The sequence below is a fragment of the Parabacteroides faecis genome (assembly GCF_014647375.1).
GTDB classification, from domain to species: Bacteria; Bacteroidota; Bacteroidia; order Bacteroidales; family Tannerellaceae; genus Parabacteroides; species Parabacteroides faecis.
The window spans coordinates 148,835-161,081 of record NZ_BMPB01000002.1 but is presented as its reverse complement, the minus strand read 5'-3'; the positions used below and the strand labels follow the sequence as shown (position 1 = coordinate 161,081).

Below are 12,247 nucleotides of genomic sequence, written 5' to 3'. Positions count from 1 at the left end.
TCCTTTCATTCTCTAAATTACTTATCGATCCACAAAGCACTCAAATACGTAGTACTCCCATGTAACGTTACCGTGAGATTACCATTTCCATCGTCCGGAACTTCCGCCCCGGATGATGTATATGTCCATTTACCTGAAAATACCATGCCGGAAGGAGAAATAAAAACCGGGATATCTACACTATGAACTGTTATTTCTTTTCCAAGGATGGCCATCCCTTCCAGCTGACTATATCTTACCTCACAAGGATTGGTAGAGCCACTTCCTCCATTAGCATTGAATATAATTTGTGCAACAACCGGATTGGATTCGATCACTACAGTTCTTTTCAATCCGCCGGCATTCAGTATCAATGTATATTTGTTGTTATTGTTATATGTATCAGAGGATACAAACTTAATATCCATATATCCGTTATATGGATAATATGAACTCTCCTGACTTTTAAAAAGATGAAAATTAGACACTCCCTGGCCTGCCAGATTATCAAAGAGATTATTTACGTTGAATTTACTGCCATCATAGGCAATACCTTCCTCTTCTATAAATACTTCCTCCTGATTTGTCCAGAAAAAGACCCGTACCGTTTCTACAGACATCGGGATATCTTTACTCGTTACATTTAAGACAGGCGTATTTACCGATCCGCTAATTTCTTCTGTTTTAGTCCAACCGGTTACATTTAGTTCTATTTGGAAAATGGCCAATGTGCCTATGGAAGAAACCGTTGCATTTACATTATACTGCGTATTCCGGGTAAGACTTAATTCCGACTGAGATAAATCATTAATCTGCTTCCCTGAATTATTATATAATTGCTGAACTCCGTTTCCCAATGGAATTTTGTATGTAGTTTTCAGATCCTCTGTATCCGTATGATAATCTGCCGTAATTTGCAGATAAGAATATTGCTGATTATTAGATTGGCTCATAATAAACTCCGGCACATAAAAAACGAGTTGTTTGGAAGAAGGTAATGATGAAGATTTACTAACCACATACGAATCGAATGGACTTGTCGTCGTCGATATTTGTGAACCCTCATAAGGGAGTGCTCCCAACCCCATAAAACCATATTGCGGTATACGAACCACTGAGGCTTCCTTAAATGTCACTTCTACATTATTATCCCAATCATTACCCGACAAAGTCCCCTTCGTTATTTGCAATACAACTTTAGCCACCGACCGGATCAGCGACATATTGATTATTTTCCCCTGACCGGCATTCCATTCATCAGTACTAAGCGATTTGGTTTCAGCATACATCGGAATATATCCTTTATTCGAAGCATTCCCCTGACCAGCAAGAGAAATGTCCAACATTCCATTTGAATCATAAATGGACGAGAAATCAAGACGCGCATCTCTTACCTGTTCGTAGGTAAGCGTACCGTCCATCGATTTCAATTCATTTGCTACCAGACAAATAATGATGTTTTGTTTCTTTAAAAGTTCCGAAATTTTAAATTCATCATCAGCCGTCTTGACAAAATAAGTAAATGTATTAGAAGGGATTTCTCCTGCGGCATCCGATGTCAGGAAATATTTGTTGAGAAGCATCGTTTTGCCATCGGATGAAAAAACAAACAACCGTAAAGAACGAATCGCATTTTCTTTATCCGAAGCTTTTGCCTCACCAGCTCCAATATCCGACGAAACACGGGTTACAATACAGATAGCATCTGTATGATCGGTTGTCTCTGTTTTCTGGTCGATAAGAACTTCCTGTTCACAACCACATATACCGAAAACCAGCAACAAACAACCGGTTAAGAGGTTCAGCCTATATTTTTGAAACAATCCTTTCATCTCCATTTGTCCATTTTAGGGAAATACAGGATAAATATCCTGGACTTTCCATCCATTTACATAAATAGTGAAACGAATATTACCTTCACTTTCCGTTTCTTCAAAATCAATCGTATAAAAATCCTGTCTATCCAGATATTCTACACCAGGCAGGACCATTATGGGATCACCGTTACTGTCGGTTTCTATATTCCCCTTCTCATCACGAAGAGGAATACGACTATCCAATATCACCTTTATGATATCAAGATTCCGGCATACAACCAGATTGGTCGGTTTATACACTACATCCAGATAAAGAGGTGCATTGGAGAAAGGGTCTTCCTCCTCCTCTCCCATCAACCTCATGACTTTTATATAGGCATAGACTGTGTCGGAACTAAGATTCATATCGTAAGTGGTATATGTCAATAAAGGCGCATATTCTTTAATCGTATTATCATATTTATAATGGCCATTTCTTCCGGAAATATGTATATCCCAGTTTTCCTGAATATTTTCAGAGTTTATTCCAGTCTTCGGCCACCCACCAATGCCGACACGCACTACATTTGTGTTTTTTATCAACGATGTATGGACAAGAGTTTCCTTATCTTTCTCCACTACTACATTTTCCACCAGTCCATGAAATAGATCCTTGAATTGCCGGGTCTGAGGAATTGCCCTGTCATTATCTGCCAGATTAATATTGTAATTCAAAAAAACACGAAAATCTTTCAGATTTGTTTTCCCTATAACCGGGCTACAAACACTTTCATCCGTCGCGCAGGTTGACTGTAATATCTGAAAATCCCGATCAAACTCTTCACTCCCGGCCCATGTAACGATCGTATACACACCAGGGGCCAGATCGATCTTACGCTGCCATCCTAAACATAATTCTCCTGAACCTACCGGAGGGCGTAAAGTATCACATAAAATTCCATTACTATCAAATACAAACGTTTTCAGATCTTGCACAGCTTCTCCTAACTCATCTTTATACTCCATATTACATAAGAAGTCATAACTAAGTACCACTCCATTCTGGGGAGGGCATTCCGGCAAATCCTCATAGATACAACCATATAGCGGTAGCAAGACTACGGAAAAAAGCAGAGCTATTTCTTTTTCAAACGTCATTGTTTCTTTAGATTAAAAAACTTTATCAGAGAATTCCTTTTTCAAGGCCTTCTCTGATAAAAGCCTTTGTTCAATCAGACTGTTTATTAAATAGAAGGAGTGATATCCGTCACTTTCCACGGATTAACTTTCACACTAACCACCACATTTACACCCGGCATCTCCGGATCCGGATCAATCGGATCTTTCGGATCTACTGTTGCAACTCCTCCGGGAACAGGTATTTTACCGACAAAAGCAGAGATCAGGCTATTCAAATCGATCCTGTAAATATATCCAGCCTGAAATGAGGTAAGAAAATCATTGTTGACAGAACCATTCACTGTAAAGACTTTCATTGTAATAAATTCTTTTCCTGAAGCATACTTCTCTTTTTCAGTGCTTTCATAAGCGGTTTTGCTCTCATAAGCTTTCACTTTCAAAATAACATGAGGTAACTCATTTGCCAATGCCTCTTTCGTTGTACGGTTCGATGACTGAGCATAAATCTGAAAAGCAGATGTTTTATCTTTTACTATGCCTATATTACGATTAGCAGATGCACCTCCACCTATCGTCGTATTCCAATACTGGCCTTTATCCGTCACTGGAGTTGTTTTACCTACATAGATCTCCATTTCATCTTTTGTTCCTAAACTAGTAACACTCGGGTATTGTACCTTTATAACATTGGCATTACTTCCCACTATACGATCCCACATATTCCCCATGCATAAGAAAGTATTATTTTCAGAAGTACCGGCTGTATGCCATCCTTTTTCATGATAAGCTTTGTACCAATCCGGCCATCCGGCTGCAGCCTCACTCCCGGGCCACGGAAGCATAAAAGGATCACGGGAAGCATCACGTACCTTTATATTATTTACATAAATTTCCTCTACATCAACTGCATAGTAGTAATTGGGAAACCATTTAACAGACTCTGCATTGGGTAAAGTCCCAAAATCAGGCACAAGGACCCATCCGAAATCAATATTATTAGTATCGTCGTCTATCTCCGCTTCTGTAGCAACAGTTCCTTTACTTCCCCCCATAATATATTCAGTATTTTTTTCCGGTTGAGACAACGTTTTTCCTGCTTGGACATGCCAATAATGATCCGGAATATAAGCTTTGTCATCAGGAAAACCATTACCACTTGTACCAGTCCCTACAACAATACCATATTTTGTTCTGGCCGCTTCATCAAATTTAGTTTCCATGTCAGTTTTAGGCATTGTTTTCCATTTACGACCAAAATAATCTTTCCATTCTTCTTCTTCAGCGACCTGAATACCTCCATATACTTCCAAACGAGCCAAACTGGGTGAAACCTCATAAGTCATTTTATAGACAGGCTTTCCATCCTTTCCGGTCGTATTACTATCAAGGTGGCCTTCCAAAGCTGTACCACGTCCATAATCTTTCGTAACAAGGGTTACCCGTTCAAAATTATCAGTACCTTCTTTATAAGGATTATCTCCTTTCCCTTTATTATCTCTATAATTAAAATAATTAATATTTGTAGTACCGTCATCCGTAGAAGGACGATTCAATAATACGTCTACATGAGTCGTTCCGGCAGGCATACCTATTGTAACACCTTCAGGTTGAGTATTTGAATCAACAGTAGTTCCTGCTAAAATATAATTTCCATACAATGCCTTACCCAGCTGATCATCGGTCAATTTTATTTCACCCAATGATACTCCATAACTATTATAAGGAATAACCAAAGCGGAATAAATTTTGGGAGCATACGTTTGTTTAGAAGGATGACCGGTTTCAATCGCTTTCGTTACAGTTTTATCGACGTGTATCCTCAGATTTACCACTGCATCGTCATTGTTAATCCCCTCCTCATCTTTATTACACCCAATGAGGGATATGGCGGCTATCGCCATAATAAATACTTTTTTCATATTATACAATATTATATAGGTTAATTAATCCGTACTTATAAATATTCATTTATATAGATCAGAATAGTAAAATTCTGATTGTCGAGACGGAAAACGAGCAAAGGGATTGTACTTTAGACGTTTTTATTTCAGACGATCAAACATTTGCTTTTTACAAACTTTTCTAATAGCGAAATTATCAAAAATAAAACCAATGAATATGTATTTAAAAGACATTGTTTTGTATCCAAACGTCACGAATAAAAAATCGTCATTCCCTTATAATCAATTTATAAAACAGAGTAATGAAAAGTATATTGAAATATGTAAAACACATCGCATCCTGACATAAATTAACTTAGACTGTTGTTTATTTATATCAGGATACAATGTCATAAATGAAAGGTGGGAAGTAAACTGTTTTCTACTTTATCTGCCGCATCAGCTCTGCAGGCGTACAGTCATAAAAATGTTTACAAAACTTGGTAAAATGAGACATATCGGTAAAATCAAACTCCATAATAATATCGGAAATAGTTATTCCCGGTATGGATAATTTCAGCCTGATATTCTTTGCCTTCTGCTTAAGTAGCCAGTAACGCGCCGGTTCACCGAACTCAACATAAAATTTGCGGGAAAAAGTACGAAGCGACATATTCATCTTCGAAGCGATCTCACTAATGGAGAGACCATTTCTATAGATCGCCTGGAAACGTTGTTTGAAGCTGGTCCCATATCCTAATACAGGATAGAAAAACTCGGCCAGTTCCTTTCGGGTATAATTATAGGTAAGAATGATGAACAGTTCCTTTTGCTTCAAATCGTACAGATAATCACATGGTATCTTCTTAGCTGCCAACAAATAGCTCACCATCTGATCTTCAAAAAGCTTCACTTGGGGAGTCACCTGTAATGGCCGAAAAAGATTGGAGACATCTTTCTCCTCCTTTACATAATTATAACTCTTCACATAACTATAAAGGGTACAATTGTCACACGGAAGCTCCACCCTGTTACCAAACGAAAGTAACAGGACACGCGAATCAACCACAGCAGTTCCATATATACCTGTCGCATGAGGCAGGAAGAAAAAATCATCCTGTTTGAACCTCTGCCGCAAGAAATCGCTCGATGAAAACTCGATTTCGCCCTCCAGCACAAACACTAAATTACAAAACTCAATATTATTAGCAGCGATATGATCATCCTTGACAAGGATGATCAATCTGAAACCGGTTTCAGATTGAAAGCGCATGCATTTTTCAAATCCCTCATTTTTTTCTGCACACATAAATTTCTTACCTCGTTATTAAAACGAGGCGTAGCAAATATATTTACTTTTTTAATATAATATTTTTATACTGACGAAAATATTCTTCATCAAGTGAAAAAACAAGGCTTACATAAAATAAAACACCTCTCATTTATGACAAAAAACAGAAAAGGGTACCGCAAAAGTCTCATTATAAAACTTCTATGGCACCCCTCTCCTGTCAAATGAATGACAGAAACAGATATTTAATCAAACATATGTCTGAATTTGCTGAAGATCTTTTCTTTCATCGTACGGTTCGGCTGGAAATTCGGCGAGTTTTCCAGGCCGGTCAATGTTTCTTTTTCTGAAGCAGACAATGTCTCAGGAATATATACGCTTACATTGACAAGGAGGTCACCCGTTCCGTAACTGTTCACGGAAGGAAGTCCCTTGTTTCTGAGACGTAATACCTTACCCGGCTGTGTACCCGGTTCGATCTTCACCTTCGCTTTCCCGTCGATGGTCGGTACTTCGACAGTTCCTCCCAAAGCGGCCTGGGGAACGCTTAACAACAAGTTATATAACAAGTCATTCTCATCGCGGATCAGTTCCGGATGCGGTTCCTCTTCGATCAGGATCAGAAGGTCACCATTCACACCACCATGACGGGCAGCATTACCCTTGCCGCTCATGGACAACTGCATGCCTTCTGCCACACCTGCCGGGATATTGATCGTAATAACTTCTTCGTCACGCATAACACCTTCACCGGTACACTGCGTACATTTTTTAGTGATGATCTTGCCTTCACCACCGCAGGTAGGACAGGTCGACTGTGTCTGCATCTGCCCCAGGATCGTATTGGCAATGCGGGTCACCACACCGCTTCCATGACAGGTTTCACAAGTTTTAGAGCTGTGATCGTCTTCCGCACCACTACCGTGACACTTGCTGCAGGGAACGTACTTTTTGACTTTTATCTTCTTTTCTACTCCGTTAGCGATCTCTTTCAGGTTCAGCTTTACCTTCACACGCAAATCCGAACCACGGTTCACACGACGGCCGCCACGTGAGCCTCCGCCAAAACCACCAAAACCACCAAATCCGCCAAAGTGCCCGCCAAAGATGTCTCCAAACTGAGAGAAAATATCTTCCATTGACATTCCAGCCCCACCAAAGCCACCTCCCTGAGAGGCGCCTCCTACTCCGGCGTGTCCGAACTGGTCATAACGCTGACGTTTCTGAGCATCACTCAATATGTCATACGCTTCGGCAGCTTCTTTGAATTTCTCTTCTGCTTCCGCATCACCAGGGTTCTTGTCCGGGTGGAACTGGATCGCTTTTTTCCGATATGCTTTCTTAATTTCTTCCACTGTGGCGGTTCTTTCCACCTCCAGCACTTCGTAATAATCTCTTTTAGCCATCTTTGTATTGTTGTTATTTGCCCTCTAGCATATTGCTTATTCTCCTACCACTACTTTAGCGTGACGAAGCACTCTATCATTTAAAGTATAACCGGTCTGTACGCAATCCAGGATTTTTCCCTTCATGCCAGGTTCCGGAGCAGGAATCGTAGCTACAGCTTCAAACATTTCGGTGTCGAATGGTTGACCTACCGCTTCAATAACTTTCACTCCCTGCTGGGCCAGATAAGCCATAAATTTGGAATAGATAAGCTCTACACCTTCTTTCACAGCTTCCACGTCGTCCGATTTGCGGATGTTCTGCAATGCACGCTCAAAATCATCTACAACCGGAAGCAAGTTTTTCAGGGCGGCTTCACCACCATTCTTGATAAGGTCTGCCTTTTCACGCAAAGTACGTTTACGGTAATTATCGAATTCTGCCATCAAACGAAGATGAGAGTCGTTCAATTCGTCATACTTCTTTTTCAACTCTTCCAATTCTTCGGTCACAATGTCAGTCTGCGCACATTCTTCTGCCGCATTTTCCTGTTCCTGCTGCAAATTTGTCGCTTCCTCGTTGTTCTGACATTCATTCTTTCCAGCCGTTTCTTTCTTTCCGTTAAAATTCATCTTGCTCATAACTATCTTAATTTTTTTATTATTACCTAATTGTCAGCATAATACGACAACCTTCCTCTACTAACATTCCACATGTAGAAAAAGTTATCCCTGCGATCATTCACCGGAATAATATCAAATATGCTGCCAACTATTCATACTCAACAAAAATATCTTTACCTTTGCCTGTATATTTAGGTATAAACAGGTATTATTAATACTATAATAGAATTACTGGCATTATGAAAAGAGTTGTTTTATCCATATTACTGTTATTTGCATTCTTAACCGGCTATGCACAGAACCGGAACGCGTCGATCTGTAGATTAGGATTCACTTACGATATCAGTCAAAGTAATAACTGGGGAAAATATAAACCCGTTGTTACAGGAGTCATTCCTTATTCTTCGGCAGAACTTGCAGGAGTGAAACAGGGCGATATCCTGGAAGCGATAGACGGAGTGCAATCGACGGAAGTTTCACCACAGGAGATTGCAGAGCTATTGAACCCTGCCGGTAAAAATGAAGTGATACTCACTATCTCCAATCTTGCCGTACCGACTAAGCAGGTGATGGTAAAAAAAGATTGCAAAAAGGTCAACTCGATCACGGAAGACCAACTGGCATCGGCTTTTTCAATGTACAGCCTGGAAACGACCAGCGAACGGAACTTTACCTGTCCTTTCAAAACCGTGGTAACACCGGATTCTGTCAACTTCGGCAAATTCAAGACATTTGCATTCGCGACAATCGATGAAAACAACCGTAAACTGGAAACCGCCATCAACGAATGTATCGAAAAAGAAATGACTAAAAAAGGTTTGGCCGTAGATATCGTCCAGCCGGACATCCTGATACAGACATTTTACTTCTTCGATAAGAATCCGAACTTTAAAGGAGTGAACAAAGTAATGATAGATAAAGAGCCGACTTACCGTTATAATTTTACAGTGAGCAAAATGGACACTTTCCCGTTCCTGGGTAATTCGGCGGCAGAGGCGGAAGCAGAATACCTGTTGCAGTTCGGTTTCCGTATGATCGACCAGGCTTTTGTTCCGGGCCGTATCCTCTGGGAATGTGAAGCGAACGAGTTGCTGGAAGATTCCTACAAACTGGAAGAATATGCCCGTATACATGTGCCGCTGATGTTGATGCAATATCCGTACGTAAAATATGGCCGGAATGTATTATATAAGGTAAATCAGAGAACCTATAATTATACGGGTATCAGCTATGACATCGACCGTCTGGAACTGATTACGGATGTCGACCGCAATTCGCCGGCTTACGCATCCGGACTTCGTCCGCGCGATGTGATCGAAAAGATCAATAATAACAAGATGAATTATTCCGCAGAAGAATTTACAGCAGGCTATAAGAACTTCATTTCCAAAACGATGAAATATCGCGATCCTAAAACACAGTTTACGGATGCCAATGGTTTCAAACGCTGTATGTACTGGGATACATTCAACTACCCTAAGGTTGCCGATGCTTTACAAAGTTCCGGCAATGTAGGAGCTTTCTCCTACTTATATTATTATGCTCCTTATGTCAATCCGGCAGGTAACAATGCCTGTACGTTCGATATCAAACGGGGCAAGAACAAAATGGAAATCATCGTCCGCCCTACTATCCGCAGAGAGATTACGGTGGAGATAAAATAAGCATATAAATAAACGTGATATACCCACAAAACTTTGAACAAAAAACGGGGTTCGATAAAGCACGCCGTTTAATTTCCGATAAATGTTTAAGCCCGCTGGGACAAGAGCGGGTAGCAGAGATGGAATTCTCTGCCGATTATACAACCGTTATTGAACGTCTGGAACAAACAGATGAGTTTGTCCGTATCCTGCATGGAGATGTAGAATTTCCTGCCAGTTTCTTTTTCGATGTACGTTATTCACTGAAAAGGATACGTCCGGAAGGAACCTGGCTGGATGAAAAGGAACTGTTTGACCTGAAACGTTCCCTACAGACAATCAACGATATCGTCCGTTTCTTCCGTCCGACTGAAGAGGAAGAGATCGCTTATCCGGCTCTTACTGCATTGGCAGGTGACATACTTGTATTTCCCCAACTGATCGGAAAGATCGACTCCATTCTCGACAAGTTCGGGAAAGTAAAAGACAATGCCTCGCCCACCCTGGCACAGATCAGAAAAGAGATTACAGCAACGATGAGCGGTATTTCCCGCAGCCTGCAATCCATTCTGCGAAGTGCCCAATCGGAAGGTGTGGTCGATAAAGATGTGACTCCGACCATGCGTGACGGACGTCTGATGATACCTGTCGCTCCGGCTTTCAAAAGGAAGATCAAAGGGATCGTACATGACGAATCGGCAAGCGGTAAAACTGTTTTCATCGAACCGGAAGTCGTCGTAGAAGCCAATAACCGGGTACGGGAACTGGAAGGTGATGAACGTCGGGAGATCATGAAAATCCTGACGGAGTTTACCAATATAGTACGCCCGATGGTTCCGGATATCCTACAGTCGTATGAGTTTATGGCAGATATAGATTTTATCCGTGCCAAGGCTCTTTTTGCAGAACAGGTGAAAGGGATCAAACCGGTTGTCGAGAATATACAACAGGTAGACTGGGCACGTGCCGTTCATCCGCTACTTTACCTCTCTTTGCAAAAACAGGACAAGCAGGTTATCCCGCTCGATATCACATTGAGTGAGGAGAAGCGCATACTGATCATTTCCGGTCCGAATGCGGGTGGTAAATCCGTTTGTCTGAAGACGGTAGGTTTGCTGCAATATATGATGCAATGCGGTCTGCTGATCCCGTTGCACGAAAGTTCGCGTACCGGGATATTCTCCCGTATCTTTATCGATATCGGCGATGAACAGAGTATCGAGAATGACCTTAGTACATATAGTTCCCACCTGACTAATATGAAGTACTTCGTCAGGAACTGCGATGAAAAGACAATCATCCTGATCGATGAGTTCGGTAGCGGTACGGAACCCCAGATCGGCGGTGCGATAGCCGAAGCGCTACTCGACCGGTTCAACCGGAACCGTAGTTTCGGAGTGATCACGACCCACTATCAGAACCTGAAGCATTTTGCAGAAGATACGGAAGGCATTGTAAACGGTGCCATGTTATATGACCGCCACCTGATGCAACCGCTGTTCAAACTGTCGATCGGAAACCCGGGTAGTTCGTTTGCCGTCGAAATCGCACGGAAGATCGGGTTACCGGAAGATGTGATCGCGGATGCTTCTGCGAAAGTCGGTTCCGATTATATCGATATGGACAAATACCTGCAGGATATTGTCCGCGATAAGCGTTACTGGGAAAGCAAACGCCAGAATATCCGCCAACAGGAAAAGAAACTGGAAGATATCACATCCCGCTACGAAAAGGATCTGGAGGAGGTAAATAAGCAACGTAAAGAGATCATGCGCGAAGCAAAGGCTGAAGCACAGCGAATACTGGCCGAAGCAAATGCGAAGATCGAAAATACAGTTCGCGAGATCAAAGAGGCGCAGGCTGAAAAAGAACAAACCAAACTTGCCCGTAAAGCCTTGGAAGAGTTCAAAACGTCTATCGAATCAACCGGAGAGGAAGATGACAAGATAGCTCGCAAAATGGCGAAACTGCAGGAACGGAAAGAGCGTAAAAAGCAAAAGCAGAATGCCCCGCCCACCAAACAAGCGTTCAACCGTGACGTGATCGAAGTCGGCGACAATGTGCGTTTAAAAGGACAAGTTTCTGCCGGGACAGTTATGGAACTTCAAGGAAAACAAGCCGTTGTAGCATTCGGTATGATAAAAAGTACTGTAAAACTCGAACAACTGGAAAAAGTAAGCAAAGGCCAGATCAAGAAAGAAATTCAGAAAAGCACCTTTGTCAGTGTGGGTACGACCGATCATATGCACGAGAAAAAACTGAACTTTAAGCAAGAGATAGATGTTAGAGGTATGAGGGGCGATGAAGCACTGCAAGCTGTCACCTATTTCATTGACGATGCCATCCAGGTCGGAGCTGGGCGAGTCCGTATTCTGCATGGAACAGGTACGGGTATCCTACGGCAACTGATACGCGACTATCTGCATTCGGTTCCGGGTGTCGAGCATTACCACGATGAGCATGTCCAGTTTGGTGGTGCAGGTATCACTGTTGTAGAACTGGATTAAAA

At 41.6% G+C, this 12,247-nt stretch carries 8 protein-coding genes; 2 read left to right on the top strand and 6 right to left on the bottom strand.

Annotated elements, in window-relative coordinates:
- Positions 1-17: 17 nt before the first annotated feature.
- The 6 genes from IEY67_RS03305 to IEY67_RS03280 all read right to left on the bottom strand — a co-directional run bounded on the left by IEY67_RS03305 (position 18) and on the right by IEY67_RS03280 (position 8,113).
- Positions 18-1,811: a fimbrial protein gene (locus IEY67_RS03305; RefSeq protein ID WP_158607112.1), complete on the bottom strand. Its 1,794-nt coding sequence runs from the start codon at positions 1,809-1,811 to the stop codon at positions 18-20.
- Between the two features lie 15 nt (positions 1,812-1,826).
- Entirely contained in the window at positions 1,827-2,933 is a 1,107-nt protein-coding gene (locus tag IEY67_RS03300) for a FimB/Mfa2 family fimbrial subunit (protein ID WP_122376054.1), read from the bottom strand.
- Positions 2,934-3,019: 86 nt separating this feature from the next.
- The gene (locus IEY67_RS03295; protein WP_183669737.1) at positions 3,020-4,834 is read right to left on the bottom strand and encodes a hypothetical protein; all 1,815 of its coding nucleotides are present in this window, start codon (positions 4,832-4,834) and stop codon (positions 3,020-3,022) included.
- A 403-nt stretch (positions 4,835-5,237) separates the two neighbouring features.
- Entirely contained in the window at positions 5,238-6,104 is an 867-nt protein-coding gene (locus IEY67_RS03290; protein WP_183669736.1) for a helix-turn-helix domain-containing protein, read from the bottom strand.
- 227 nt (positions 6,105-6,331) lie between these two features.
- Positions 6,332-7,492: a molecular chaperone DnaJ gene (gene dnaJ / locus IEY67_RS03285; RefSeq protein ID WP_122352597.1), complete on the bottom strand. Its 1,161-nt coding sequence runs from the start codon at positions 7,490-7,492 to the stop codon at positions 6,332-6,334.
- Positions 7,493-7,528: 36 nt separating this feature from the next.
- On the bottom strand, positions 7,529-8,113 hold the full coding sequence (locus IEY67_RS03280; protein WP_122376050.1) for a nucleotide exchange factor GrpE: 585 nt from the start codon (positions 8,111-8,113) through the stop codon (positions 7,529-7,531).
- Between the two features lie 221 nt (positions 8,114-8,334).
- Between IEY67_RS03280 and IEY67_RS03275 the strand changes: the two genes are divergently transcribed.
- Complete coding sequence (locus tag IEY67_RS03275) at positions 8,335-9,759, top strand: PDZ domain-containing protein (RefSeq protein WP_183669733.1); 1,425 nt, start codon at positions 8,335-8,337, stop codon at positions 9,757-9,759.
- A 14-nt stretch (positions 9,760-9,773) separates the two neighbouring features.
- On the top strand, positions 9,774-12,245 hold the full coding sequence (locus tag IEY67_RS03270) for an endonuclease MutS2 (protein WP_183669732.1): 2,472 nt from the start codon (positions 9,774-9,776) through the stop codon (positions 12,243-12,245).
- Positions 12,246-12,247 lie beyond the last annotated feature (2 nt).

What these genes read in the sequence shown, in the direction of transcription:
- IEY67_RS03305 (WP_158607112.1), bottom strand. Translation starts at nt 1,811, where the DNA reads ATGAAAGGATTGTTTCAAAAATATAGGCTGAACCTCTTAACCGGTTGT.
- IEY67_RS03300 (WP_122376054.1), bottom strand. Translation starts at nt 2,933, where the DNA reads ATGACGTTTGAAAAAGAAATAGCTCTGCTTTTTTCCGTAGTCTTGCTA.
- IEY67_RS03295 (WP_183669737.1), bottom strand. Translation starts at nt 4,834, where the DNA reads ATGAAAAAAGTATTTATTATGGCGATAGCCGCCATATCCCTCATTGGG.
- IEY67_RS03290 (WP_183669736.1), bottom strand. Translation starts at nt 6,104, where the DNA reads ATGTGTGCAGAAAAAAATGAGGGATTTGAAAAATGCATGCGCTTTCAA.
- dnaJ (WP_122352597.1), bottom strand. Translation starts at nt 7,492, where the DNA reads ATGGCTAAAAGAGATTATTACGAAGTGCTGGAGGTGGAAAGAACCGCC.
- IEY67_RS03280 (WP_122376050.1), bottom strand. Translation starts at nt 8,113, where the DNA reads ATGAGCAAGATGAATTTTAACGGAAAGAAAGAAACGGCTGGAAAGAAT.
- IEY67_RS03275 (WP_183669733.1), top strand. Translation starts at nt 8,335, where the DNA reads ATGAAAAGAGTTGTTTTATCCATATTACTGTTATTTGCATTCTTAACC.